We start from the raw sequence: 24663 nt of genomic DNA, 5'->3' as shown, positions 1-24663 counted from the left end.
CAAAACCTCTCAAAATTCCGTAAAGGCACAGAATGATAAACAACAAATCTTTGCGCTGCGGGAAGCTTGACAAAGGGTGTCTGCAAATTTATAATATCGTTAGATGATATCATGAAACGATATTGATGGGAGGAAAAATTTCATGCCAAAGAAAGCGCTGGAAAGCTTAACAGAGTCCATGTTTTATGTGCTGATGGCTTTGCGCCGTGGACCTATGTGCGGGATTGATGCGGCTGCTTTCATCGAACGGAAAACACAGGGGGTTCTGCGGCTTGGTCCAGCTACCCTGTATACCGTTCTTGCAAAGTTTGAGAAGGAAGGCTACATTCAGGAGATCGCTTCCGATGGACGAAAACGCACCTATTCCATTACGAAGAAGGGAGAGGAGGCGTATCAGAGCGAAGTGGAGCGTCTGCGCCGCTGTGTAGCAGACGCAGAGAGCGAAGGGAGGAGAAGAGATGAGCAGCAAGACACAGGAGCCGCGCCGCACCTGGCGGTTCCCGCCCTGTCCGGGGTATGATGTGGAAGCGACGGAGAGCTGGCTGCAAAGCATGGCCGCACAGGGACTGATCCTGGATGAGGACGGTTTTTTTGCGGGTTTTGCCTGCTTTGTGTGTGGTGAACCGCGCCGGATTCGTTACCGTGTCGAAGCAGCTCCTCAAAAAAGAGTGTTTGATGACAATACGGGTCCCGATGAGGAAGCCCGTTCGCTCAGTGAGGAGTATGGCTGGCATTTTGTGGCGCGCCGCGGCGATTTTTATCTGTATGCCTGTGAAGATGCTGAGCAGGTGGAGCTGCATACCGACCCGCGTGTACAGGCGATCTCCATGAACCAGATCCGGCGCCGCGCGGTGGGAAGCTTGGTGTCCTTCCTGCTGTGGCTTGTTCTGTACCCTCTGATTCTGGGAAACTGGATGCCGCTTGCCGTTTTTCTTACTCTCGGAACGCCCGTTTCCCTGCTGGGAAATGTGCTGGTGGTGTGGAGCATCGGCAGTTCGGCGGCCTCCGCGGTGCAGCTGCACCGTCTGTGGAAGCGCCTGCGCGCCGGGCAGCCTTTGAATCATCACAAGAACTGGCAGACGCGTGCCCGGCGCTATCACTGCTCGCTGGCGGCCTATTTACTCCTGCTCTGTACTTTTTTCGGCTGCCTGCTTGCCTTATGGAATGCGGATGCACACGGCGATTTTACACAGCCGTTGGAGGATTATGAGGAAACGCTTCCCTTTGCCACCATGGAGGATTTCGTTCCGGATGCGCAGTGGAAACCGAAAACCGGCGGACCGCTGGAAAGCACGGTAGAGCGTCATACCGACTGGCTGGCTCCACAGATTCTCTCTGTCCACCAGAGTGGCTCCCTGCGTTTGGCGGATGGCCGTACCGTGTCCGGCGGGCTGACGGTGGATTATTATGAGACGGCTGCGCCATGGATGGCGCGTGAACTGGCGCGGGAATACGAATCGTACGACTGGCGGAGAAATCAAAAATATTACCAGTCGCTTTCTCTCCCGGATTCCCTGCAAGCAGATTACGCCAATGCATATACCGCTGTCTTTCCTACCGTAGTTCTGGTTCATGGAAACCAGATGATTCACGCCTCCTTTTACCAGACTTCCCCCGAAGCGGAACTTTCTCTGGAAGACTGGGTGCGTGCTCTGGATCGCAGTTTGGCATAAAACAGGGTGGATTACCATTTTGGCAATCCACCCTGTTTGTTTTCTCGTATTTTTATTGAGCGCCGCCCAGATAAGCCGCACGTACCTTTTCATCGGTGGCCAGCTCCGAAGCGTCGCCGGACATGGAGATGGTTCCGGTTTCCAGCACATAAGCGCGATCCGCAATCTCAAGAGCCTGCTTCGCGTTCTGTTCCACCAGGAGAACCGTCATTCCGGATTCGTTCACGTCGCGGATGATTTTGAAAATCTCGCTGACGAGAAGAGGGGAGAGGCCCATCGAAGGCTCGTCAAGAAGGAGCATCTTCGGGTTGGACATCAGCGCGCGGCCAATGGCAAGCATCTGCTGCTCGCCGCCGGAGAGTGTACCGGCAATTTGGCGGCGGCGCTCCTTGAGACGGGGAAGGCGCTCAAACACACGCTCATAATCCTGTTGGATCTGCTCCCGGTCGCGGCGGATGTACGCTCCCATTTCCAGGTTTTCCTGCACCGTCATGCTGGCGAAAATACGCCGCCCTTCCGGCACCTGTGCCAGACCGAGACGGATGATCTTGTGTGCTTCCATGGAACGCAGATTGTTTCCGCAGAAATTGATCTCGCCGGAGCGCGCTTTGACCAAACCGCTGATCGCGTGAAGGGTCGTGGTTTTTCCCGCGCCGTTCGCGCCGATCAGTGTGACGATCTCTCCTTCCCGCACCTCAAAGCTGATTTTTTTGATGGCGTGGATCGAGCCGTAATAGACTTCCAGATCCTTTACGGCAAGCATCACATTTTCTCCCTTCATCTCACTCACCTCCCAGATACGCAGCAATGACCTTTGGATTCGAGCGGATCTCCTCGGGAGAGCCCGAAGCAATGATACGGCCGTAATCGAGCACCACCAGATGCTCGCAGATTTCCATGACAAAGCTCATGTCGTGCTCGATCAGGAGAATGGAGATGTGAAAGCGGGAGCGGATCAGCTCAATAGTCTCCATCAGTTCTGCCGTCTCCGTCGGGTTCATGCCGGCGGCAGGCTCATCGAGAAGGAGTACCTTGGGCTCCGCCGCGAGAGCGCGGGCGATTTCCAGCTTGCGCTGCTGGCCATAGGGAAGATTCTTGGCCCGATCCGACGCATGATCCTCCAGATGGAACACGCTCAGGAGCTCCAAAGCCTTTTCCTCCACCTCCGCTTCTTCCCGCCAGTAGGACGGAAGACTGAAAATCCCGGCGGCAGCGGAATATTTCATTTTCTGGTTCATGGCGACACGCACATTGTCCAGCACCGTCATGTCTTTGAACAGGCGGATATTCTGGAAGGTACGCGCGATCCCCATGCGGGTGATCTGGTGCGTTTTTTTGCCGAGGATGCTTTGGCCTTCCAGCTTGATCTGTCCGGTGGTGGGAGTGTACACACCGGTGAGAAGGTTGAATACCGTCGTTTTTCCCGCGCCGTTCGGGCCGATCAGGCCCATGATTTGTTCCTTTTCCAGAGAGAAATGGACGTCATCCACAGCATGGAGGCCACCAAACACAATGCTGAGGTTTTCTGCTTCCAAAACTGCCATGGCTTATTCCCCCTTTCTCTTTTTGGCCGTCAGGCGTGCGGCCAGACCGGACAGTGAAAACTCCCGCTGCCCCATCAGGCCGGACGGTTTGAACAGCATCACGATGATGAGGATCACCGCGTAAATCAGCATCCGGTAGTCCTCGAAGCCGCGCAGGAACTCCGGCAGGATGGTCAGCGCGACTGCCGCGATAATGGAGCCTGTGATAGAGCCGAGACCGCCCAGAACAGCCATCAGCAGGATTTCAACGGAGTAGTCAAAGTTAAATTTGCCCGGATCCAGCACGCCAATGTGATGGGCGTATACAGAACCGGCGACTCCTGCGAAAAATGCTGCCATCACGAAGGCGAACAGCTTATAGTAGGTGGTGTGAATGCCGGAGGCTTCCGCCGCGATCTCATCCTCCCGGATGGCGATCACAGCTCGGCCGTGACGGGAACGGACAAACGCCCAGATCACCACCACAGTGATGACGGCAAGCCAGAAAACGTAGGAGTATTTTGCCAGAGCGAGGGAGGTAGCGTCGCTGCCCTTGGGAAGGATTGTTGGGATGCCGCGCAGTCCCTTGGCGCCGCCGGTGAAGTCACACGCGAGGATGATCACGCGGATAATCTCACCGAAGCCCAGTGTGATGATAGCCAGATAATCGCCGCGCAGGCGCAGGGCAGGCACACCGATGATCACGCCGAACACAGCGGCCATCACGCCCGCGAGGACAATCGAGATGGGGAAAGCGATCGTGATCGGCAGGCCTGAGTAAAGGGTGAACAGAGCCGCCGTATAAGCGCCCACGCTCATGAAGCCCGCGTGGCCGAGCACCAGCTGGCCCAGAAATCCGCTGACCAGGTTCAGGCTGACGGTCAGGATAATGTTGATGAACATCGTGGTCATAATGCCGGAGGAGTAACGATTGATGGTACCGTTCGCAATCAGGGCGAAAAACAGGAAATAGAACACCAGGAGAAGCCCGGCGTTGACGGCATAGGAGAGAAGCTTGCTTTTGGGGATTCGCCCCGTTTTCTTTGATTTAGTCACAGCCAGCGCACCTCCTTACACCTTTTCCTTGATGTTCCGGCCCAAAAGCCCGGCGGGCTTGACCAGAAGCACCAGAATCAGAATACCAAACACGACAGCGTCGGTGATTTGCGACCATCCAAGAGCTTTCGTCAGGCTTTCCGCCACGCCGATCAGGATGCCGCCGATCATTGCGCCGGGGATGCTGCCGATTCCGCCGAGCACCGCCGCGACAAAAGCCTTCAGGCCGAGCATGCTTCCCATATACGGGGTGATCTGCGGATACGCGCCGCAGTACAGCACCGCTCCGATCGCCGCAAGGCCGGAGCCGATAGCGAAGGTGAACGCAATCGTATTGCGGGAGCTGATACCCATCAGCTTAGCCGCGCCCGCGTCCTCACTGGTGGCGCGCATAGCCTTGCCGATTCTCGTTTTCTTGACAAGAATTTGAAGCAGGAGCATCACCAGAACGGAGGTCACAATGGTAATCAGCGTGACGCTGCTGATTTCCAGCGGTCCCACCGGGATTGGAAAGCTCGGCAGAACATTGGAGACGGATTTGGCGTCGGATTTGAAAATAAGCTGATACAGGTTTTGCAGCAGCATGCTGACGCCGATCGCCGTGATCAGCAGGGAGATACGGGGAGCATTTTTGTTGAGCAGACGCTGGTAGGCCACCTGTTCGATGATGACGCCGACCACCGCACAAAACAGGACAGCCGCGAGAATCGCGGCCCAGAGCGGCGTCCCGGCCATAATGAGCATCACATAGGTGGTGTAGGCGCCCACCATGATGATGTCGCCGTGCGCAAAGTTGATAAGCTGGGTGATACCGTAGACCATGCTGTAGCCGAGCGCCACAAGCGCGTAAATGCTGCCCTGGCCCAGGCCGTTGATGATCTGTGTGAGAAAATCCATCCCTGACCCTCCTGCCTCAAGATAATCCAAAAGGGGGTGATCGAAATCATCCCCTTTTGAGCACGCGCCGCATGGGCGCATGAAATTCAATTTCAGACAATCCGGCGTTATGCCTCCGGATCGTAGTTTTCAACAAATTTGTACGTGTCGTCCTGAATGGAGACAATCACAGCGGACTTCTGCGGATTGCGATCCGCATCGAAGGTCATGTGACCGGTCAGGCCGTCGTATTCCAGCGCCGCCATTGCGTCAATGATAGCCTGGGAATCCGTGCTGCCCGCGTCGGAAATTGCCTGTGCCATCATGTTGGTGGCGTCATAGGCAAGAACAGCGAACATATTCGGATCCATCTCATATTTCTCCTTGTAGGTGGAGATGAAGTTCTGCACGCGCTCGTCGGTGCTTTCCGTGCTGTACTGGCTGCAAAATACGCCGCCGTTGAGCACGCTCGAATCAAAGTTATCTGTGAGAACGGAGTCCCAACCGTCCGCGCCGCAGAGCTGAGCTGTCACGCCCACTTCTTTGGCCTGTGCCGAGATCAGGCGGAGATCCTCATAATAGACCGGCAGGAAGAGAACGTCCGGATTCTGGCCCTTGATGTTGGTCAGCTGGCTCTTGAAGTCCACATCGCCGTCCTGGTATTTTTCATCCGCGACAACCTCCATGCCCAGCTCTTTGGCCTTGGCCACAAAGGCCTCCGCGATGCCGGAGGAGTAGTCGTCCGCCATATCGGAGAGGACAGCCACTTTTGTGGCCCCAAGCTTCTCCGAGGCATAGGAGGCCATCAGCTCTCCCTGGAACGGATCGGTGAAGCAGGCACGGAAAATGTTGGGGCCGGTCAGCGTTACCTCAGCCGCGGTGGCGGTGGCGGTAATGATAGGGATGTTGTCCTGCTGGGAGGTCTGCGCCACAGCCAGTGTGGGCTTCGTGGTTACGTCGCCGATGATGGCTACCACCTTATCGTCCTGCACCAGCTTGTTATAGGCGTTTGTCGCTTCGGTTGTGTCGCCCTTTTCGTCGTAATAGATGTATTTAATCTGTTTGCCGTCAATGCCGCCGTTGGCGTTGATGTCCTCCACAGCCATCTGGATGCCGTTGTTCACCGCTACGCCGTAGCTGGCTGCATCGCCGGTGAGGGGAGCGAGGCCGCCGATCCGGATGGTGTCGGAGTCGCTGCCGCCGGAAGCCGAGCCGCCGTTGCCCGTGTTGGAGCAGCCGGAGAAGGCGCCAAGCATGGCAAGCGCCATCAAAGCCGCGAGAATACGTTTTTTCATGGTCATCATACCCTCCTGGTGCGAAAATGTCCGCTGGCCGCGAACCATCCGCAATGTAGTCAAGCTTCGCTTTAATGTATTGAATTATACTACGGTTGCCCGATATTTTCAATCAAAAAAGCCAAATCGGAGAATTTTCCTGTGAGAATCGTCCAAATTCACACAATTTCCAAATCTCAGCATGGATTTCTCCGCGTTTTGCAGGAGAATCCTCTGCTTGTTTCATCCAAGAGACAGTTTTTTGCTGGAGAAGCAAGAAAATTGAAAGAAAGTGAAAAAACACTTTCATGGTTTTGAGAAAGAGCTGAGGTCGTGGGGGAAACGTTCCCGGTAAATGGCGAGAACCTGGGGCAGCACATTGGGGAGGGCATACCGATCCAGATCCGCGGCAGCCGAGGCTGAAAGCTTAGCGCGCAAATTGGGAGAGCGGCACAGCTGTGCCATGGCGGCCGCTGCCTCCTCCGGGCTGTCCGGCGCAAAGAGCAGGCCGTTTTCTCCCGGTCGGATCAAATCCACATGTCCTTTGACCCGTGTAGCCGCAACGGGAACGCCAGCTGCCATCGCCTCCATGACATTGAAGGGAAGACCTTCGCTCCGGCTGGAAGAAACCGCGGCGTCGCACATGCCGTAAATTGGTCCCATACCATTGAGTTCCCCGGCAAAATATACGCGATCGGAGACGTTCAGTTCCCCGGCCAGGCGGACGCATTCTTCCCGCAAAGCGCCGTTTCCCGCCAGAAACAGACGGGCATTCGGACATTCCCGTGCCATCTTTGCAAAGGCGTGCAGGAGCAGCGCGTGATTTTTCCGTGCGGAAAATTCTGCCGCATAAACAAAAACAACGTGTTCCGGCGCGTAGCCGTACTGCGCACGAAGAGAGGCACGCTGCTCGGGGGACAGCGGAGAATAACGGGAAAAGTCTACCCCCATGCCGGGGATTGAGTGAACGATCCCATCGGAGGATAACCGGTGCTTCACCGCGATCCGGCGATCCTCCTCGTTCATCACCATTAGAACGTCCGTTACACGGGCGCACAGCTTTTCGGGCAGAAGGTAAGCCAGACGCTTTGCCGCACCGTCTGTTTCTGCGAACAGATAGCCATGACAGGTGTAAAACAGAATGGGACGTTTGGAAAGCGTCAGCGCGGCAGCCCGGATCACGGCCGCGGCCAGCGTTGTGTGAACGCTGACCGCGTCAAACCGGCCATCCTGGAGCAGGCGCCGCGCCGCCCCTACGGCTTTTAAATTTTGTGGGCTGAAAAATCGCTTGACCACCGGAAGAATGGCGGTGCGATCCGCATATGGCAGAGATTCCCCCGTATCCGATGCGGCCCATACCTCCCAGCCAGCTTCCTGGAACGCCTGCAGATACGGCAGATGGAAGCGCCGGAGGTGGGATACTGTGGAGGCGCAGAAAAGAATGCGTTTCAAGCGGGATGCCTCCTTACCCTTGGAAGAAGGTGACATAGGGGAGAAGGAGTGTGCGATCCTGCATCAGCATCCAGATATAATAGACCACCCCGATAAAGATAAGCGCTGCCACAGAGTACAGGTAGTAGTATTTACGGTTGCGCAGGGCGCTTCGCCGCTCACGCAGCTCGATGGCTGTTTTTTTCCGGCCTGCGTTCTTTTTGACCACTTTGGCCGCTCCGCCCTGTTCGAGCTCTGCCAGTTCATCGCGGTTTGCATCGATCGAAACGAGAAACTCCGGAATGACCAGGATTGCCGCAGTAAAGAACAGCATGCCGAAACGCTGGAACAGGAAGTGCTTGCAGGTCATGATGTAGAGCAGTCCCGCATAGATCGAGAAATTGACCAGAACTATATTTTTGGGATCGCGTTTCAGCAGATACTGCCGCAGCCCAACGATCACCAGCATATAAACCACAGGGACAAAAGCAGTCTGCCAGTCGCGGCCCTGCATATAGTACAGGCCTTCCTCGGTTGCATAATACTGATAGACAAACTGTGTGACGAAGTGGAAGAGCGGCCAGCTGAAGATCAGAACCAAAGCGGTCAGTGCTCCGTAAACCGTCAGAGATTTCCAGGTGACGGGGATATGAGCGATGAAATAAAGCACGACCATGATAAACAGCGCTTTATGGAACGAGGCGGCCAGCACCACAATCACCAGATAAGGAATCAGCTTCTTCTCCTTGAGGAAGGGGATGGCAAAGAGGAAGATCGCAATGGCAATGCTCTGGCGGATGAAGCACAGAGAATTGTTATAAAATCCGAAGCTGACAAATACAAATACACTCAGCCACCAGGAAGGAGAGTTTTTCGCGATAAACAGACAAGTCAAACCGGCAATCAGCAGGGCGGCTGCCGCCATAAACACCCGCACATCACTGGAAACCAGTGAGACAAGGTAGTTCAGCAGGCTGTACCCCCACTCCAAACGGTAGGGGTTACTGGAAGAAACCAGATAGCTTGCGCCGCCCTCCCGCATGGCGAAGAAATAGTCGCGGTACATTTGATAGTCAATGCCAACGCTGCTTCCACGGAGAGAAGCAAAAATCGTAAGCCCGGCACCGGCGATGCACAGGAAAATAAGATCGCGGGAGCGCACGGAAGCGGAGTTGCGTTTCCATTCACAAAGAAAAATACCAAGAACCAGAGTAAACAAAAGCAAAATCATGTAAGGAAGCAAATTCAATTCCTCTCTTTCCCCGCGCCGGCAAAGCGGGCGGCTCTTTCATAATTGCAACGGTATTCCTTTACGCGGCGTCCTCACTTTGGTTGATGAAGCCTCGGAATACCGTAAGAAACAGAATTTTGATATCCAGAAGAAACGACCAGTTTTCAATGTAATGGATATCGCATTCAATCCGCTTTTCAATGGAAGTGTCCCCGCGCCAGCCGTTCACCTGCGCCCAGCCGGTGATACCGGGACGCACAAGATGCTTAATCATGTAAAGCGGAATTTCCTCGCGGAATTTCTCTACGAAGAAGGGACGTTCCGGTCTGGGACCAACCAGGCTCATGTCTCCGCGCAGGACATTATAAAGCTGGGGGAGCTCATCGATGCTGTATTTTCGCAGAAAGGTCCCGAAGCGTGTGCGGCGCGGATCATCCCGCGTTCCCCAGGTGGTTGTGTCGGCATTTCCTTCCACAGCCATCGACCGGAATTTGTACATGGTGAAAATTTTCTTGCTGCGCCCAACGCGCTCCTGCTTATAAATGATTGGACCGGGGGAGGTCAGTTTGACTCCTGCCGCTACCCCCAGCAGGAACGGCGAAAGAATCAGAAGGCCCAAAAAGGAAGCTGTCACATCAAAGGCCCGTTTGACAAAGCTGTTCAGCAGGTTGTCCAGCGGTACACGGCGCAGGTTGATCAGCGGAAGCCCTTCCACCTCATCGATGTACGGACGCATAGGAAGGTATTTTGTGTAGAAGGGGAGGAGACTGGACTTGACGCCCTCCTGTTCGCAGATTTCAATGATATGACCCAAACGGTTGAAATCTTTTTCTTCGAGGGAAACAACAACTTCATCAATCCCTTTGGGAGCCAAAAGCTGCTGCAAACAGGAAAAATCCCCTAAATATGGCAGATCAAGAGGGCTGATATCAGCCTTTTTTTCCGCAATATATCCATCGATCCAATAGCCAAGATTTTTGTTTTTCATCAGCCTGCGGCAAAAATCGCCGGATATGCTGGTCCATCCCACAATGACAATGTGCTTGAGATTATAACCGTGTCTGCGCAGGGCCCGAAGCGTTTTGCGCACCACGACACGTTCTGCGGTGGAGAACAAAGCATAAAAAGCACCAAACAATAATACCGTGGCGCGGGAGACGTTGACCTCCTTGAGCAAAAAGCTCAGCAGAAAAACAAAGATCACATCCAGAAAGCTGACCTCGATCACTTTCCCGATTTCGGAAATCAGATTTTTCCGGCGAAAGGAATCGTTCAAACCGAAGGATTGGCAGAGCAGAAAATTCACCGGGACGGTCATCGCCATCAGCTTCATATAGTAGGTAAAATGAACGCCATGTTCTCCGCTGAGAACATAGAAACGGACGCCATATGCGCAGATCATGGCAAGCACACACAGCAAAGCGTTGAAAATCGCAAAGAGAAAATTGAAAATTCTCTGATTTTCCTTGATCATTGGCACACTCCTTAAAAAGGATACCCGCCGCGCGGTTCGTTTCCCATTATTCCATGGAACGAACGGCGCGGCGCAGTTCCAGCACGGAGGATGGAGCAACGGAAAGCGCTTCCACTCCCAGACTGAGGAAAAAGCCCAGCATCAGCGGATCGGCCGCAGCGTCTCCGCAGATAATAGCAGGGATCCCGGCATTTTTCGCAGCAAATACAGCCCGCTTTACCAACTCCAGTACAGCAGGGTGATGAAAGTCATACAGTGTGGTCAGCGCAGGATTGGCCCGATCGGCCGCAAGGGCAAACTGCGTCAGCCCATTGGTTCCCACATCAAAGAAATCCACTTCCCGGGCCAGTGCCTCCGCAATCAGCGCCGCGGCGGGCGTGTCCACCATAACCCCCACACGGATGTTTTCGCAGAAAGGCACATTCCTGTCACGGAGCTCTTCCATTGCATGATGCAGCAGCTCCTTTGCGCGGCGCAGCTCCTCTACCCCTGTAACCATGGGGAAGGTCAGACCCACAGGGAAGTCTGCCGCGGCACGCAGAAGTGCGCGCAGCTGGGCGGAGAAGAGATCGGGATGCTCCAAAGAAAAGCGGATTCCCCGCACTCCCATCACAGGATTTGGCTCCTCTTCATAGGGGATGCAGGAAACCTGGCTGTGTGCTCCAAGGCTGGCCGTGCGCACCGTCATGGGATGATCACCAAGCTGCCGTGCTGCGGATCGGTAGATCCGAAGCTGTTCCTCCTCTCCGGGAGGTTCCGTGCGGTTGCGGAACAGCGATTCCGTCCGGAAAAGGCCAACGCCCTCCGCGCCGCTGCTTACCACCAGCGGCAGATCGGAGGTTTTCCAGATGTTGGCCAGGATACCGACACGCCGTCCGCCCCGTGTGCGGGCAGGCAGGCTGCAAAGCTGGCGGAGCGTTTCCTCCCGCACAGCGGGACGCTTTGCGTATTCCCGATAAGCGGCCAGCGCCCGATCGTCCGGGTCCAGGATGATGTCTCCGGTAAAACCGTCCGCGATCACCATGCCCCCGTCGTATAAGCGGCTGTAGGACGCGCCGAGCGCCGTTACAGCCGGGACGTCAAGCATTCTGGCAAGAATTGCCGCGTGCGATTTACTGGATCCTTCCTGCGCCAAAAAGCCGCGCACCCCGTCTCCGCACAGCTGAAGGATCTGGCTTGGCGTAAAATAGGGTGCGGCGGCCACACAGCCTTCCGGCAAAGGCGGTTGTACGGTAAGCGCGGGGTTCAGTGCATGGAGCAGGCGCCGGCCAATATCCTGCACATCCGCGATGCGGGCGCGCATATACGCATCCTCCATCCCGGAAAACATTGCGCCAAGCTGTATGGTCGCGCGGCGCACGGCAAATTCCGCACATGCTCCCTGCTCCAGAATCACCCGCCGGACTGCTTCGCTGTAATCCTCATCGTCGAGCATCATCCGGTGAATCTCAAATATTTTTTCACATTCCCCGCCGATTTCGCGCCCTGCTATCCCGCAGAGAAGATCCAGCTCTTCTCTGGCGGTTTCCCAGGCCAGCTCCACACGTGCCAGCTCCTGCTGTACATCTGCTGCTTTGCAAAAGACAGGGGCCGCCACGGGATCGTATACAAAATGGACAAGCCCGCACGCAACTCCGCCGGAGGTTGCCACTCCTCTGATCTTTCTCATGTCCCGGCGTCTTACATGTTATCGCGGAAGAACTCCTGGAGCATGGCGCTGTCCTGTTCTTCCTGCGGTCCTTCCACTGTGACGGTGATTTCCTCACCCTGCTTGACACACAGCGCCATCACCGCGAAAAGGCGGGAGGCGTCGGCCTGTTTTCCACCCTTTTCGAGAGTTACCTTACTGGTGCAGGAGTTCACGCATTTGACCAAGTCGCCCGCAACACGTGCGTGCAGGCCCAGCTCGTCCTGCATAACCCACAGAAATTGTTTCATTACGATCCTCTCCTTGCTGCCGTTCGGTCCCCCAAGCAGGACGCGGCGGCAAAATTACGGCAGTCAACCTGCCCCTGTCTCCTGATTATAGACTGCATCCCGTCTCTTGTCAATTCGCGCGGCCGCATCCGTCCGCGGCAATTTTAAAGAAAAAAGACGCTGGCTGGGGGAGCAGCCAAGCGCCTTTTCTCAAAGACTTAATTTTATTCAGCGAACAATGAGCTTATTGGCAATGGATACATCGCAAAGCTGTTTGACGCTGTAAATGGCGGCTGCATCCGTGATTCCCTGTTCTTTCATATAATCATATACATTAAAGTTGTAATACCGCAGATCAATCAGATGAATTTCGGAAAAATTCGTGCTGAGGAAGGGGATCATGCTGTTTGCATAGGAATCCTTGAGGATAAGAAGCTTGCGGCCGTTTGTCACATCCGCGTTTTTCACCACGTCCACGCCGCGGTTTCCGCCCAGATAGACAGAGTACTTATCCTTTTGCTCCAAATATTCCTCCCAGTAGATTCCTTCCCGCGGCCCGGTCCCATTGACATACTGCGTAATCTGCTGCGGCTGCTTGAGTTCAGGCAGATACATGCGATCCGGCTGCTGAAACCAGGAAACCGCTTTGGAATACAGCGTACCGTAAAACGGCTGTGTTACGGTGCGCAGCTCATAGCTGTCCAGCGGAGTGGCGGTCAGGCCCATTTCGCTGCAAAGCACCTGATAAGCGGCGTATGCGCCAAAAGTATTCCAGTGGTGATCCGTTTTGTAATAGTAGTCTCCATTGATGCTGCTCAAAGCATCAAATGTGTCAACAACGACCGCCTCGTCCCTGGCCAGCTCTTTCAGGCGCTGCAGCTCTTCGCGCTGGCTGTGGTTTGGTGCGAAGAGAGGAAGCTTTTCCGGCTGTTCCTGGCTGCCGGATGGAGCGGGAAGAAAATACACGGGAACATCCACAGCTTTTGCAAAGTTGACAAGAGCCTGCGCGTTCTCTTCGAAAATTCCGGTACGGTCCGGCAGAAGTACTTCATACAAATGCCCGTCGCGCCCAAAATAAACGCCGCCCTCCGCGGGAGTGGACGAGTAGTTGCCGCTCACATCGCGCTTGCCTATCCCATATTGTGTGGCATTGTAAAGGGAAATAAACTGCTTGCGCAGAGGGAAATGGTCTCCGATATAGCTTTCCACGGAATCCATAAAGGATCCGTCAAGCAAACTCTCCACGCTTATCTTGGGAGTGGGCTCCAATGCGCGGTTCTCATCTTCGGAGAAATCTTCCTTTGGCGCAAATATAATCCACACAGCTCCCACCACCAGAAACAACAGCAAGATGATAGTGAGAATCGCATATTCGGGTTCGCATTTTTTCCATTCGTTCTTTACGTTTTGTATTTTCATAGAAAAATACTCCTTGCAGTTTTACAAAACAGCTTCTCAGAATTTGGCATACAGGAACGGATTGTAGGAATTATCCACCAAAAATGCGATGCTGACAACGAACAGCACCAGAAATCCCGTGCACCAGATTACCTTTCCGGGCTTTCCGGAGGTGCGCAGCTTTTCCAGAAGATTTCCTGCCGCCGGAGTGCTGCATACTGCGGCAATCAGCATGGTCGCGCCGTATGTCAGCAAAGCATATACGCCAAGAGAGTCGGTTCCGCTTCCAGGGAATCCAAACATGGCCGCGAGGACACGGAATGCTGCACCGATGTCGGTATAGGAGAAAAAGACCCAGCCAATCACGGCTGCAAGGAAGGTATAGAGCCATTGAATAAAGACAGGCGTTTTTTCCAAAAGCTTGCCCAGGAAGAGCTTTTCACAAATGATAAGAACGGCGTAGTAAGCACCCCAGAAGGCGAAATTCCAGCTTGCTCCATGCCACAGTCCCGTCAGCACCCAGACAATCGCAAGGTTTCGCACGGTAGACAGTTTGCCATGGCGGTTTCCTCCCAGCGGGATATATACATATTCCCGGAACCAGCCGCCCAGCGTCATGTGCCATCTGCGCCAGAATTCGGATACGCTGCGCGAAATATAGGGGTGATCGAAGTTTTCCGGCAGTTCAAAGCCGAACATCATGCCAAGGCCGATGGCCATATCCGAATAGCCGGAGAAGTCAAAGTAAATCTGGAAGGTGTAGGCGAGAATGCCCATCCATGCTTCCGGTGTGGAGGGATTTCCCATGTATTGGACGCGCTCAGCGAGCCCTGCCAGATTGTTGGCAAGCAAAACCTTTTTGAAAACACCTTGACAGAAACGCATCATGCCCGCTGTGAATTTCTCAAGTGTCTCCTGTCTCTGGACTACCTGGGCCTGAAGTTTCTCATAGCGCACAATGGGACCGGCTACGAGATGGGGGAAGAAGGACAGGTAGGTGGCAAAATTGATGATGTTCTTCATCGGAGGCGCTTCTTTGCGGTAAACGTCCACCGAGTAGGAAATGCTTTCAAAGGTATAAAAGGAAATACCAATCGGCAGGGCAACCTCCGGGATGGAAACGCCAAGCCCTGTGATCTGGTCAAACGTACTGACAAGCATCCCTGCGTATTTAAACCAACCCAGCAAACCAAGGTTAATCAGAACATTCCCCAGCACAATGGCGCGGGCTGCACCCCTTCGTTCGGAAAAGCGGCCGATCAAAAGTCCGCAGCAGAAGTCCACCAGAATGGTGAGGATCATCAGAACCACATAAACGGGTTCACCCCATGCATAAAATGCCAGACTGAATATCACCAGACATAAATTTTTCAGCTTGCGCGGCACAAGATAATACGCAAGCAGTACGATCAAAAAGAAGAAAAACAAATAGATCAAGCTGCTGAAAATCATTGTTTACCATCCAACCCTTCCCTTGTACGCCCAAAGCGGGCTTTTCCATGTCCGCCTGCGGCGTCCGGTACGGCGCGGCCGAGTTTTTGCAGTCATCAAAAGCGCCGACAGCCTTTCGACTATTTTACCACAAAAGGCGACAGATACCAATATCTTTTTTATTACACTTTCGTCACAGCTTCGTCTCATTTCCCTTTCGGGAAAATGACAAAAAGAGCGGAGCGGCTGCTGCCGCTTCGCCCTGTTCGGGAAAGCGTTTATTGATGCGGCGCGGGCTGGCAAAGGCCCGCATACAGAAGCGGCCTGCGATCGCTGAGAGGATCCATCTGCCTTTTGAGTGCGGCTCTCTCGGCTGTTTTCAGTTGCGTGAAAAGGATTTCCTCGTCCTTTCCCGCCTGGCCCAGTATTTCTCCCGATGGGGAGACAGCCAGAGAGCCGCCCCCGCTTTGCACACCATCAAAACACCCGCACCCGTTGACCGCTGAAACAAATACCTGGTTTTCGATGGCTCGGGCCCGGGCCAGTATCCGCCAATGCTCCATCCGTTCACGCGGCCATTGGGCACAGACCAGAAGAAGCTCCGCTCCCTGCAAGGCCAGAAGTCTCGCCTGTTCACAAAAGCGGAGATCATAACACAGAAGCGCACCGGCCCGTATTCCTCCAGCTTCCAGGCAGCACAGGCTGCTGCCTGCCTGGAGATACACGTTTTCCTGCGAAGGGGAGAATGCGTGTATCTTGTCGTATTCTCCCGCCAGACGTCCTTCGCTGGTGTAAAAAACAAAGGAATTGCAGACCTGATTTCCGCGGCGGGTTAAAACGGATCCGCCCGCGATTGCCAGATGAAGCTCTTTGGCAAGGCGGGAAAGCAGCTTTCGGCTTTCTCCATCCTCCGGCTCCGCCAGGGAAAGCAGTTCCTCTTTCGGAAAAAAACCGGTGTTCCAGGTTTCGGGAAGCTGCACCAGATCAGCGCCTGCCAGTGCAGCTTTGCGAATCAGAAACTCCGCCTTTTTTCTGTTTTGCCGGGGATCGCGGGGCAAAGAATTCATTTGAATCAGCCCTATGCGCAGAACTCCATTCGTTTTCAGCCCAGACACAGCGACGCCCCCATCCCTTGCGATTTTCCAGATATTTTTTCCAGTTTATCACACAAGAGGAGGGAGCGTCAACGAGGAATCCCGGAGGAAAGGGAAACGATGGCCGGACTCTCAGGAAAGAAGCTCAAGCGGATCGATCCATGCCCCCGCGCGCTTGACGGCAAAATGCAGATGATCGCCGTCGGCGCTTTCACACGGCACGCTGCCCAGAACGCCGATGGCATCCCCTTGCGCGACGGTGTCACCTGCTTTTACCGCAATTTCATCCACACCATAGTAATACACTTCCAGTTCGCCCTGTGTGACCACAACGCAGCCGCCGTACAGTTCGTCCTGCGATACCGCTGAAACGGTGCCTGCGCAGGCCGCCGTTACGTTTTCCCCAGCCTGTGCCGGGATATCCGCACCGCTGTGCACACGCCAGTCTCCCATGGTTTCCGAATAAACAGGGTTGTCCCCACTGAATCGCTGCGATACGCTTTTGCCGATCGGATAGGAAAGGCTTTCAGGAGTAGGATCCGGCTCCTGTTCGGGCTCCACGGCTGTTTCCTGCACAGGCTCTGCTTCAGACTCCGGTTCCGGTTCCTTCACGGGCGCCTGAGAAGATTCTGTTTTTTCAGGCGCGCTGGAAATGGGATCAGGTTCCGGTTTTTGCTGCGTCTGCGATGTTTCCGGCTGCGAGGATTCTGCGCTCAGAATCGGGCTGGAAGAGCTTTCTTTAACGCCGCTTACCGTTTTTTCCGTTGCCTGATAGGACGGCTGACTTTGCAGCGCTTCGTCGCGTGCGGTAAAATTCACCACGCTGTCATATGTCGTCCAGGCCGCGATTCCGACAGCCAGAAGACAGATGCCTAGAGCAAGATAAAAGCCTTTGGTATTTTTTCCATGCTTTCCATCAAATTTCATAAGCTGTACACCTCCACGGCTATTCTTGCCGGAAGCTGGGGCAAATATGCCGGGCGATACAGAGAATTTCATCTGGAGTTTGACGTGGCAGGAAAGGGAGGTGTATACTATCGAAAAAGGCGGTGCCGGACGCTGGGGACAACAGGGAACAGAGTGGTACAAAAAGCCTGTGCACTGCTTTCTATGGTGGGATGGAGGAGACAGTATGACATCAAAGGAGCTTGTTCTGCGCACATTGGAATTCCGCAATACAGAAGAAAGGGCACCGCGCCAGCTGTGGACGCTCCCTTGGGCAACAGAGCATTATCCGGAAACGATGAAGCAGCTGGAACAGGAATTTATCTGGGATTTTGATGGCCCTCAGGTACAGTATCAAGCGGTTGCGCCCACACAGGGCGATCCTTATGCTGTGGGTAGTACACGGACGAGTGGGGCTGTGTGTTTACAAATATTCATGGCGGCGTGATCGGCGAGGTCAAGCGCCCTATCGTGCTGGACGACGACTGGGCGGATGTGGGAAATGTGCACATCCCCGAGGAGCTGCTTTCCTTTAACGTGGAGCAGGTCAACGCGTCCTGCGCGGAGAAAAAGGATAAGTTCCTGTTCGGCGGCTGTTGTCCTCGCCCATTTGAGCAGCTGCAATTTATCCGCGGCACGGCAAACCTTTATATGGATCTGCTCGATCCGCCCCGCGCGATGCTGGACTTTTTCGAAAGAATGCACGATTTCTATTGCCGCCTGCTGACAAAGTGGGCTGAAACCAATGTGGATGCGCTGAACATGATGGATGATTGGGGTTCGCAGAACGATCTGCTGATTTCCCCCGCGCTGTGGGATCAGTATTTCCGGCCAATGTACCGAGATTACATTGAGATTGCCCATTCACACGGCAAAAAGATGTTTATGCACTCCGACGGCAACACACTGCGCATCATTCCAAAGCTGATTGACCTTGGTCTGGACGCCATGAATAGCCAGATTTTCTGTATGGGTGTGGAAAACCTGGCACAGTTTAAGGGCAAGCTTACCTTCTGGGGAGAGATTGATCGGCAGAACCTCATTCCGCATGGCACGCTTTCCGAAATTGATGCGGCTGTTGCAAGTGTCTGTGAAACTCTGTGGCAGGACGGCGGCTGTATCGCCCAATGCGAATTTGGCCCCGGTGCGAACCCGGAAAATATTCTGCGCATCTATCGGGCATGGGAACGGCTGCTGCCTTCTCAAAAAGGTTAAAAAATCTGTTTAAAAGAAAGGCAGCCTGGTTGGCTGCTTCTGGACGCACAAGAATCTGTTTGGGTGGCTATTGCAACAAAAGTGCCTGGTTTTGCTTCGGAACGAAAACAGGGGTGATCATATTTACTAAACGAATAAAGACAAGTGTTTTGGACAGTAACTTTAAAATTTTTGAGGGAGAGTCGTTTCAGGTTATTTTATGGGTTTCAGCTTTCCTTCTTTTGTTGCTTCTTTTCCGCACCGCCCAACTTCCCAATAAAGGGAAATTTATTTACCAATCTTCTCTCCAAGAAACAGTGGGAAGTTTTTCACCACTTTCTATAAATTCTTTCAAAATATCGATTGTTGTTTCCAAATTATCACACACGGACCATTTTGGAAAATCGTAGCCGAACAAACCAATGTCACTATCATCACCCAGCATATTGTCATAGATATACCGAGTTTCTTCTTCCTCATCAATAATTTCAATGTGTGAATTTGTGTCATTAAAGAAAATGCAGATAGAGATCCCATCTTCTTTATTTTCAGCATTGACATTTCTGATTTTCTCGCGTCTAATCATAGAAAAAAGCCGGGACAATTTAGTTTCGGTTAAAGTTTCTTTTTCCGTTGAAAGCACCTTGGCGCTGCGTGTTCCATATTCTTGATAGCCCAAATAATTGATATACATTTATGATATACCTCCCAAAGTCCACTTCTATTCTATACCAAAATATTCGTTATCTCCATCAAGCCAACCTTCAATCCACTCTAACATTCCTTTTGGTGGAACACATGGTTGAATTCCTACATCAGCAAAAAACCACATCTCTCCTTTCTTTTTCCCTTGAACAATTATATTCCATGTTTGGCAATCTCCAATGTCAACTAATTCAATATTCCCAAATAAAGTTTCTTGTAGCTTACTCTCATCATAAGACTCATCATTTTCCCAAATCCAAAAGTCTTCAAATGGAAAATCTTTAATAATATACGATGGATTTATCTCCCATTCTTCTAATTTTTTTATTTCACTTCCATCTGGCATTTTGCATCCATTACATATACTTGTATAAAATATTACTAATTCTTGTGGAAGCAAAATATTATATTTTTGCTCAAATAATCGAATATCTTGTTCTGAAACTGGTTTATTATAAGCACTAACTTTTGAATACAATTTTTCTTTTAAATTCATAATTCTCCATCCTTGAAATTCTTGTCTACGCTCTTAGGAAGATCTGAGCCAAGCCCCACCCATTTTTGAATAGATTAATTCCATCCGTTTCTTCCCTGAGGCTGCATTTACACCAGATATAAATGGAAGATATGTATGGGATATATCGTAGCGATTTATCGGTTTTTCTAATTTATGGCAATTTGCCTGTGTGAGGTGTACTTTCCCGAGCCACAACCACAAAGCGTCCGTCCTGTGTGTGGTAGCTGCAGGTGGATAAGGTAAGCAGACGATCCCCATATTTTGCAGTAACGCCCAGATCATATATAGATGCTGCCTCGACCTGGGTTACATAGTTTTCAAAAGCTGCTTCTTCTGACAGGTCGGTACCGTAGTAATAGCGGAATACATTTTCCTGCTCTACCTGGTATACCTGGCTGTAGACGGCTGCCATGACCAAAAAGGTCCGGCGCTCATAGCTTCCATCCTCCCAGATTCTGTCATAGAAGATCTCCGGATGCGCCCTGGCATACTCCTCCTGGGCATAGCGATCCAGTTCACCGAACATGGATCCATCCTTCATCTCATGGCCGTAGATCAAAACATTACTGCTATCGGGAACACAGTCCGTGCCAATAAACAAACTGCCGCTGACTGCATAGCTGCCGTCAAAAGCTCGCCGCAGATAGTATTCTGGTTCTTCCGGTGTATACAAAACGGGGTAGTCCACTCCTGTTCCCTCTATGGTCAGCCAGGCAGCCAAATGTTGGTTTTCTTCTAGCAGCGGTCGGTAATTGCGCTGCGGATCCTCCTGTTCCGGGGATGAGATCGTTTCCCCGGGAGAGGGGGATACAGTGGGAGACATCTGCTCCACCCGCTGCGCCAATCTTTCATTGGCCGCCCGTTCCCAGGCGGAACGGCTCAAATCTCTCAGCAGCATCCCGCCGGACAAAAAAAATCCCAGGGTACAGACCAACATGATCCCATGACGAAGGGTAAATTTTCGTTTTTTCATAAAGCTCCATTTTGAACCAGGGCGTCGGCGAGGAAACTCGCCGACGCCCTGGTTTGTTATTTCTGGATTCGCTTCTTCTGTTGAACTTTGCCGATCATCCAGGTGAGCAGCAGCCCAAGCAAGAAGACTGCGCACAGCACTCCCCACAGCCCGGTCAGGCTGTTATCCCCTGTCTGAGGGGTGTTGGGGTCTCTGGAGCCGTCCTGGTTATCTGGAATCTCCGGCGTTGTAGTGCTCTTGCTCCAATCATTGATAAATACCGCTGTGGAAAGGACACCCTCCTGAATCATCCCTTCCGCCCCGGTTACCGTGGTCTGGTAGCCGTCCTGGTTGGCCTCGGCTTCGGTCACCAGATACTGGGTCCCGGCAGGGATTCCGGAGATGGTCACTGTCTCCTCGTGCTTGAGCTGGAAGGTTCCGCCGCTTGTCAGCGTACCTGTTTTACTGCCTAAGTAGGAGAAACTGCCGTTCAGATCAGCACCGCTCTTGTCTTTCAAAGTCACCGAAAAGGTCCAGGCTTTTCTGGATCCCCCTCTCCGGTAACGGTTTGGGTGATACTCAGGCTTCCGGTGAGATCCGAAACTCCGCCACCGCCCCCGTCTTTTTTCTCATTGGTAAACATAGCCTGAGCGGTAGCATTTTCTATAATGTTTCCCTGTGCTCCGGTTACCGTGGTCTCATAGCCATTCTGGTTGGCCTCGGCTTCGGTCACCAGGTACTGGGTCCCGGCAGGAATTCCGGAAATGATTACTGTCTCCCCGTGCCTGAGCTGGATGGTTCCGCCGCTTGTCAGCGTACCTGTTTTGCTTCCCGAGTAGGCGAAGCTGCCGCTCAGATTGGCACCGGTGCTATCCTTCAAGGTCACTGAAAAGGTTCAGGCTTTTTCCCGATCGCCTTCTCCAGTGACAGTCTTGGTGATGCTCAGGTTTCCAGCGGGGACTGAGTCTTCATTTTTCTCATTGATACAATGAACTTGCGCAACTGCGTTCGTTTGGATCGTTCCATTTTGTCCCGTCCAAATGGCAGTATATTCCTCCGACGCTTCTTCCGTCACTGTGTACGTCAGCCCCGCAGGCAGCCTGCTGGCCGTAACAGTCTGTCCGTGGGTAAGGGTAAAGTCAGCTACACCATTTTGAAAGGTCATGCCGCCATAAGTTCCTGTAATATCCGAACCGGAAATAGGCTGCTGTGTATCCGGATCCGTGGACTCACCGGTAAGAGTGACCCGAAAATGGAAAGCTGTGGTTGTATCCGGATTTTCTCCAGTCACAATCTTACTGACCCTCAAATCACCTGCGGGCTGCGTATAAAGGTTTTTCACATGTACGGTGACACTGCCGGAAAAGAGGTTAACCAGATTTCGGCTGCCCAGATCCTCTTTGTGACTGTCAAGGTCAGAGTCCTTTGGATTCTGGCACTGGCGGATCTCCAGTTTGGATCAGCCCACATCTGTCATCAGTCCTACCTTTTGGGAGGGCCATCTGTTGGCCGGTCCGTAATCCAAAATACGCTTGCTGGAGTCGGATTCATACTGAAGATGCAGCTCTTTCTCCGGGATATTCGTATCGGTTACAGTGTCGTCCCAGGTACTCCACTCGGTATCTGTACCGGGATCATCCTGGCTGGTGAGGAGTTGGGCCTTGATATCGTAGAGAGTGGCATCCACTTGGTCGGCTGCCGCAAACTGGACCATACTGTGGACAACGGAACCCACACCGCGAGTCACTGCAACGCCATCTGTTATGGTTCCGGCATCCGCATAGCCACATGTTTCATCGTGCACATGGGTACAGGGGTTCCCATCCTGACCTTTTACATAACCGCATATTTCGTCGTGTGTATGGGTACATGGCACGCCTTCTGCTGCAGGCCGATAGGTACAGCCCTCCACATGATCCACTATACCATCACTGTCTGTATCCATACAGTTCTGATCGCAGGGGATCTCATCTTGACCCTCCACATAACTGCATACCTCATCATGCACATGGGTACAGGGTGTGTCTTCCGGTGCTTGTACATATCCGCAGCTGTCATCATGGGTGTGGGTGCAGTCTGTTCCCGCCTGCCTCTGCGTATAGCCGCATTCCTCGTTATGCTCCATATGGTGGACACAAAGCCCTGTGGGCGTCTCTTCTGCGCGCACCACAAAATCCGTCATGCATAGAGATAACAGCATGGCACACACCAAAAGCATGGCATGTGCGCGCTTTCTCATCTTCCTCCAACTACTCACCAAGCAACCTCCCTGTTACTTTGTTCTCTTTTTTTGCTATTTCGCCTTTGGATATCGGCTTATCTTGCAGCTGTTTCGATCCACTATATTAGTTTCCTTGAAAAGAAATAAATGGAATAAAATATAGCAAGCCTTATTATTATATTGTCACCAATACAGAATTTCAACACAAATATTTGATTATTTTTACAGTACAGTAACTGGTATCCATTTATAGCCGTTCAAAATCAGGATCATGAACCAGGATTTCCAGTAGTTTTTCCAGATTCTCCTGTCACACCATCTGTAAAAATGCTGCTGTACTGTGCCCATTTCCCGTAGAATGGCATTGTTGTTCGTTACTCATAGAAACTCTCTTTCTGGCCTATTGCTCCTAACTGATGCCACATTACTTGTATACACAATTTTGTAATAGTACATAGAAGTATCAAAAGCGCAGCGGTGATCTGCGCTGCATAATCCATCCTATTCAAAAAGCCATTTTCAACTAGGAACTTTCTGATATAACTTTCCGCGACTGCCATAGACAATGTGAAATGACTCCTCCAATTGTAAGGTGGGGATTTACCTGTCATACTTAAGGTGTGAAACAAAAGCAGACAGGAATTACCGTATACAAAAGGAGGAGTCATCATGACAAGGAGGCAAAAGGTTCCAGTTTGTATGTGAGTACAAAGCTGGTTGCCTGGGATATTCTTTGTACCAGCAACTTCGCAGCGATGGGATCGACTGTAAAAAGTCATTTCATAACAGCTATTCCTGAATGTTTCCGGTATTGTGTGTCTTGGAAAGGAGGGCAGAATACCATGAACGACTACACGTAAGCCTTGCACCACCGCTTCTTCCGCAGACCAGACTGCACAGAGCTGCGGGAAGAAATTGGACAACTCTGTGCCGAACTGTGCGAGGACAACCCGTATTCCTTCAACGAAGAGCAAATGGTGGAGAAGTTTCAGAAAAATCAGAAAATCATTACGTTACGCAGAGAAAACAAGAAGCAGGAGCGGTGATATACCATTCCTGCTTCCTTTTTATCATTTTTTAAGATGGGAGAAATAAGTAACATGAACATTTATGGATATGTGCGAGTATCAAGCACAGATCAGAATGAGAACCGACAGATGATTGCTTTACGAAGAGTGCTTGTACCCGAAAAAAATATTTTCTTGGATAAGCAATCCGGCAAGGATTTTGAACGTCCTCATTATAAAAGGTTGGTGCGAAAACTAAAAGCCGGGGATCTGCTGTATATCCTGAGTATTGATCGATTGGGGCGCAATTATGAGGAAATCCAAAAGCAATGGCGTGTACTTACCAAAGAAATCGGTGTTGATATTTGTGTTTTGGATATGCCGCTGCTGGATACCAGAAACGGGAAAGATTTGATGGGGACTTTTATTGCCGATCTGGTGCTGCAAATCCTGTCTTTTGTGGCGCAGAATGAGCGTGAAAACATAAAAAAACGACAGGCAGAAGGGATTGCCGCCGCAAAAGCAAAGGGGATTAAATTCGGCAGACCCGGAAAGCCCTTGCCTGGTGATTTTGGAGAAATTGTCAACGCATGGCAACAAAAAAAGCTGTCCATTACCGCGGTTTTACAGCAGTGCGATATGAGCGAAGCTACCTTTTACCGTAGATTACGAGAGTATAAAGTTCTTTTGGATGAAAAAAGGGGATAATGGAAAAATGTAGCTCTCATAAGGTGTACTTTTTGA

26 protein-coding genes are annotated in these 24663 nt (G+C 52.2%); 5 read left to right on the top strand and 21 right to left on the bottom strand.

Annotation, left to right across the window (positions count from 1 at the left end; translation table 11 throughout):
- Positions 1-142 precede the first annotated feature (142 nt).
- Positions 143-520, top strand: coding sequence for a PadR family transcriptional regulator (locus tag B5F35_RS05035; protein ID WP_087238691.1), 378 nt, complete (start codon positions 143-145; stop codon positions 518-520).
- A complete protein-coding gene (locus B5F35_RS05030) occupies positions 459-1673 on the top strand; it encodes a DUF2812 domain-containing protein (RefSeq protein ID WP_087238689.1) in 1215 nt (404 codons plus the stop codon). The genes B5F35_RS05035 and B5F35_RS05030 overlap by 62 nt, the downstream gene beginning before the upstream one ends.
- 52 nt (positions 1674-1725) lie before the next feature.
- Here the strand turns inward: B5F35_RS05030 and B5F35_RS05025 are convergent, their stop codons facing one another.
- From B5F35_RS05025 to B5F35_RS04960, 14 genes are all read right to left on the bottom strand, one after another.
- Positions 1726-2436, bottom strand: coding sequence for an ABC transporter ATP-binding protein (locus B5F35_RS05025; protein ID WP_087238847.1), 711 nt, complete (start codon positions 2434-2436; stop codon positions 1726-1728).
- A 19-nt stretch (positions 2437-2455) separates the two neighbouring features.
- On the bottom strand, positions 2456-3217 hold the full coding sequence (locus B5F35_RS05020; RefSeq protein WP_087238687.1) for an ABC transporter ATP-binding protein: 762 nt from the start codon (positions 3215-3217) through the stop codon (positions 2456-2458).
- Positions 3218-3220: 3 nt separating this feature from the next.
- Positions 3221-4252, bottom strand: a complete 1032-nt coding sequence (locus tag B5F35_RS05015; RefSeq protein WP_206424013.1) for a branched-chain amino acid ABC transporter permease — start codon at positions 4250-4252, stop codon at positions 3221-3223.
- 15 nt (positions 4253-4267) lie between these two features.
- Positions 4268-5149: a branched-chain amino acid ABC transporter permease gene (locus tag B5F35_RS05010; protein ID WP_087238686.1), complete on the bottom strand. Its 882-nt coding sequence runs from the start codon at positions 5147-5149 to the stop codon at positions 4268-4270.
- Between the two features lie 107 nt (positions 5150-5256).
- Positions 5257-6423: an ABC transporter substrate-binding protein gene (locus B5F35_RS05005; RefSeq protein WP_087238843.1), complete on the bottom strand. Its 1167-nt coding sequence runs from the start codon at positions 6421-6423 to the stop codon at positions 5257-5259.
- Positions 6424-6708: 285 nt separating this feature from the next.
- Positions 6709-7854 (bottom strand): glycosyltransferase, encoded by a 1146-nt coding sequence (locus B5F35_RS05000; protein WP_162611334.1) that lies wholly within the window; start codon positions 7852-7854, stop codon positions 6709-6711.
- A 13-nt stretch (positions 7855-7867) separates the two neighbouring features.
- Entirely contained in the window at positions 7868-9076 is a 1209-nt protein-coding gene (locus B5F35_RS04995; protein WP_140401151.1) for an EpsG family protein, read from the bottom strand.
- Positions 9077-9143: 67 nt separating this feature from the next.
- Positions 9144-10538, bottom strand: coding sequence for an undecaprenyl-phosphate glucose phosphotransferase (locus B5F35_RS04990; protein ID WP_087238680.1), 1395 nt, complete (start codon positions 10536-10538; stop codon positions 9144-9146).
- A gap of 46 nt (positions 10539-10584) precedes the next feature.
- The gene (gene ptsP / locus B5F35_RS04985) at positions 10585-12207 is read right to left on the bottom strand and encodes a phosphoenolpyruvate--protein phosphotransferase (protein ID WP_087238678.1); all 1623 of its coding nucleotides are present in this window, start codon (positions 12205-12207) and stop codon (positions 10585-10587) included.
- A gap of 11 nt (positions 12208-12218) precedes the next feature.
- A complete protein-coding gene (locus B5F35_RS04980; RefSeq protein ID WP_087238676.1) occupies positions 12219-12476 on the bottom strand; it encodes an HPr family phosphocarrier protein in 258 nt (85 codons plus the stop codon).
- A 207-nt stretch (positions 12477-12683) separates the two neighbouring features.
- The gene (locus B5F35_RS04975) at positions 12684-13874 is read right to left on the bottom strand and encodes a DHHW family protein (protein ID WP_087238674.1); all 1191 of its coding nucleotides are present in this window, start codon (positions 13872-13874) and stop codon (positions 12684-12686) included.
- Between the two features lie 36 nt (positions 13875-13910).
- Positions 13911-15305, bottom strand: coding sequence for an MBOAT family O-acyltransferase (locus tag B5F35_RS04970; protein ID WP_087238673.1), 1395 nt, complete (start codon positions 15303-15305; stop codon positions 13911-13913).
- A gap of 257 nt (positions 15306-15562) precedes the next feature.
- Positions 15563-16399, bottom strand: coding sequence for a carbon-nitrogen family hydrolase (locus tag B5F35_RS04965; RefSeq protein WP_140401150.1), 837 nt, complete (start codon positions 16397-16399; stop codon positions 15563-15565).
- Positions 16400-16510: 111 nt separating this feature from the next.
- Positions 16511-17305, bottom strand: coding sequence for a M23 family metallopeptidase (locus B5F35_RS04960; protein WP_162611333.1), 795 nt, complete (start codon positions 17303-17305; stop codon positions 16511-16513).
- A gap of 205 nt (positions 17306-17510) precedes the next feature.
- On the opposite strand from B5F35_RS04960, the gene B5F35_RS18985 reads away from it, so the two are divergent.
- Entirely contained in the window at positions 17511-17771 is a 261-nt protein-coding gene (locus tag B5F35_RS18985; RefSeq protein WP_206424012.1) for a hypothetical protein, read from the top strand.
- Positions 17744-18538: a uroporphyrinogen decarboxylase family protein gene (locus B5F35_RS04955; protein ID WP_206424011.1), complete on the top strand. Its 795-nt coding sequence runs from the start codon at positions 17744-17746 to the stop codon at positions 18536-18538. The genes B5F35_RS18985 and B5F35_RS04955 overlap by 28 nt, the downstream gene beginning before the upstream one ends.
- Before the next feature lie 271 nt (positions 18539-18809).
- Here the strand turns inward: B5F35_RS04955 and B5F35_RS04950 are convergent, their stop codons facing one another.
- The 7 genes from B5F35_RS04950 to B5F35_RS04920 form a co-directional block, all read right to left on the bottom strand.
- A complete protein-coding gene (locus B5F35_RS04950; RefSeq protein ID WP_087238667.1) occupies positions 18810-19211 on the bottom strand; it encodes a hypothetical protein in 402 nt (133 codons plus the stop codon).
- 27 nt (positions 19212-19238) lie between these two features.
- Positions 19239-19718, bottom strand: a complete 480-nt coding sequence (locus B5F35_RS04945; protein ID WP_087238665.1) for an SMI1/KNR4 family protein — start codon at positions 19716-19718, stop codon at positions 19239-19241.
- Positions 19719-19890: 172 nt separating this feature from the next.
- The gene (locus tag B5F35_RS04940) at positions 19891-20712 is read right to left on the bottom strand and encodes a class B sortase (protein ID WP_087238663.1); all 822 of its coding nucleotides are present in this window, start codon (positions 20710-20712) and stop codon (positions 19891-19893) included.
- 56 nt (positions 20713-20768) lie between these two features.
- Positions 20769-21215, bottom strand: a complete 447-nt coding sequence (locus B5F35_RS04935) for a DUF7601 domain-containing protein (protein ID WP_140401149.1) — start codon at positions 21213-21215, stop codon at positions 20769-20771.
- Positions 21212-21577 carry a DUF7601 domain-containing protein gene (locus tag B5F35_RS04930; RefSeq protein WP_087238658.1) on the bottom strand — a complete coding sequence of 122 codons (366 nt, stop codon included), beginning with the start codon at positions 21575-21577 and terminating at the stop codon, positions 21212-21214. The genes B5F35_RS04935 and B5F35_RS04930 overlap by 4 nt, the downstream gene beginning before the upstream one ends.
- A 9-nt stretch (positions 21578-21586) precedes the next feature.
- Positions 21587-22033: a DUF7601 domain-containing protein gene (locus B5F35_RS18400; RefSeq protein WP_140401148.1), complete on the bottom strand. Its 447-nt coding sequence runs from the start codon at positions 22031-22033 to the stop codon at positions 21587-21589.
- 117 nt (positions 22034-22150) lie between these two features.
- Entirely contained in the window at positions 22151-22930 is a 780-nt protein-coding gene (locus B5F35_RS04920; protein WP_087238654.1) for a hypothetical protein, read from the bottom strand.
- A 1082-nt stretch (positions 22931-24012) separates the two neighbouring features.
- Between B5F35_RS04920 and B5F35_RS04905 the strand changes: the two genes are divergently transcribed.
- Positions 24013-24627, top strand: coding sequence for a recombinase family protein (locus tag B5F35_RS04905; RefSeq protein WP_087238648.1), 615 nt, complete (start codon positions 24013-24015; stop codon positions 24625-24627).
- Positions 24628-24663: the final 36 nt, after the last annotated feature.

Origin of the sequence: Anaeromassilibacillus sp. An200, assembly GCF_002160025.1 — a bacterium.
GTDB classification, from domain to species: domain Bacteria; phylum Bacillota; class Clostridia; order Oscillospirales; family Acutalibacteraceae; genus Caccousia; species Caccousia stercoris.
This window is presented reverse-complemented; position numbering and strand designations above follow the sequence as displayed.

Bases quoted from the DNA above. Each gene is read 5' to 3' on its own strand.
- B5F35_RS05005 (WP_087238843.1), bottom strand. From the start codon at position 6,423: ATGAAAAAACGTATTCTCGCGGCTTTGATGGCGCTTGCCATGCTTGGC.
- B5F35_RS05035 (WP_087238691.1), top strand. From the start codon at position 143: ATGCCAAAGAAAGCGCTGGAAAGCTTAACAGAGTCCATGTTTTATGTG.
- B5F35_RS04970 (WP_087238673.1), bottom strand. From the start codon at position 15,305: ATGATTTTCAGCAGCTTGATCTATTTGTTTTTCTTCTTTTTGATCGTA.
- B5F35_RS05030 (WP_087238689.1), top strand. From the start codon at position 459: ATGAGCAGCAAGACACAGGAGCCGCGCCGCACCTGGCGGTTCCCGCCC.
- B5F35_RS18985 (WP_206424012.1), top strand. From the start codon at position 17,511: ATGACATCAAAGGAGCTTGTTCTGCGCACATTGGAATTCCGCAATACA.
- B5F35_RS05010 (WP_087238686.1), bottom strand. From the start codon at position 5,149: ATGGATTTTCTCACACAGATCATCAACGGCCTGGGCCAGGGCAGCATT.
- B5F35_RS04975 (WP_087238674.1), bottom strand. From the start codon at position 13,874: ATGAAAATACAAAACGTAAAGAACGAATGGAAAAAATGCGAACCCGAA.
- B5F35_RS04945 (WP_087238665.1), bottom strand. From the start codon at position 19,718: ATGAATTTAAAAGAAAAATTGTATTCAAAAGTTAGTGCTTATAATAAA.
- B5F35_RS04920 (WP_087238654.1), bottom strand. From the start codon at position 22,930: ATGAGAAAGCGCGCACATGCCATGCTTTTGGTGTGTGCCATGCTGTTA.
- B5F35_RS04960 (WP_162611333.1), bottom strand. From the start codon at position 17,305: ATGAAATTTGATGGAAAGCATGGAAAAAATACCAAAGGCTTTTATCTT.
- B5F35_RS04940 (WP_087238663.1), bottom strand. From the start codon at position 20,712: ATGAAAAAACGAAAATTTACCCTTCGTCATGGGATCATGTTGGTCTGT.
- B5F35_RS04950 (WP_087238667.1), bottom strand. From the start codon at position 19,211: ATGTATATCAATTATTTGGGCTATCAAGAATATGGAACACGCAGCGCC.
- B5F35_RS05025 (WP_087238847.1), bottom strand. From the start codon at position 2,436: ATGCTTGCCGTAAAGGATCTGGAAGTCTATTACGGCTCGATCCACGCC.
- B5F35_RS04905 (WP_087238648.1), top strand. From the start codon at position 24,013: ATGAACATTTATGGATATGTGCGAGTATCAAGCACAGATCAGAATGAG.
- ptsP (WP_087238678.1), bottom strand. From the start codon at position 12,207: ATGAGAAAGATCAGAGGAGTGGCAACCTCCGGCGGAGTTGCGTGCGGG.
- B5F35_RS04980 (WP_087238676.1), bottom strand. From the start codon at position 12,476: ATGAAACAATTTCTGTGGGTTATGCAGGACGAGCTGGGCCTGCACGCA.
- B5F35_RS05020 (WP_087238687.1), bottom strand. From the start codon at position 3,217: ATGGCAGTTTTGGAAGCAGAAAACCTCAGCATTGTGTTTGGTGGCCTC.
- B5F35_RS04990 (WP_087238680.1), bottom strand. From the start codon at position 10,538: ATGATCAAGGAAAATCAGAGAATTTTCAATTTTCTCTTTGCGATTTTC.